The sequence below is a fragment of the Streptomyces sp. SID486 genome (assembly GCF_009865385.1).
Classification (GTDB): domain Bacteria; phylum Actinomycetota; class Actinomycetes; order Streptomycetales; family Streptomycetaceae; genus Streptomyces.
Map to the genome: position 1 here is coordinate 1 of NZ_WWJT01000133.1, position 545 is coordinate 545.

Sequence of the window (545 nt, forward strand, 5' to 3'; positions counted from 1 at the left end):
ACGTGCTGCGGCTGCTGCGCCGCTGGCAGCGCGACGAACGCCTCGCCGGCACCCGGCTCGTCGTCGTCACCCCGCCGGCCAGTCCCGCCCACGCCGCCGTCCGCGGCCTGGTCCGCTCCGCCCAGGCGGAGAACCCCGGCCGCTACGTGCTCGTCGAGCACGAGCACCTGCCCACCGAGGCCGACCTGCGCCGGATCCTCGCCACCGGAGAGCCCGAACTCTCCCTCGCCGAGGGCCGGTTCGCCGTACCCCGGCTGACCGCGCAGCCCACCGGGCAGGAACCCGCCGCCGACTGGGGCACCGTCCTGGTCACCGGCGGCACCGGCGGACTCGGCGCCCTGCTCGCCCGGCACCTGGTCCGCGCCCACGGCGTACGCCGCCTGGTGCTCGCCGGCCGCCGCGGCACGGCCCCCGAGCTGCACGCCGAACTCACCGCGCTGGGCGCCGAGGTGACCGTGGCCGCCTGCGACGCCGGCGACCGCGAGGCGCTGCGCCGGCTGCTCGCCGAGCACCCCGTCGACTCCGTGGTCCACGCGGCGGGCACC

1 protein-coding gene is annotated in these 545 nt (G+C 78.9%); it reads left to right on the forward strand.

The window, feature by feature from the left end; all coding sequences use genetic code 11:
• Positions 1-545, forward strand: a 545-nt coding sequence (locus tag GT045_RS06570; RefSeq protein ID WP_161333583.1) for an SDR family NAD(P)-dependent oxidoreductase, incomplete at both ends; no start/stop codon positions are given.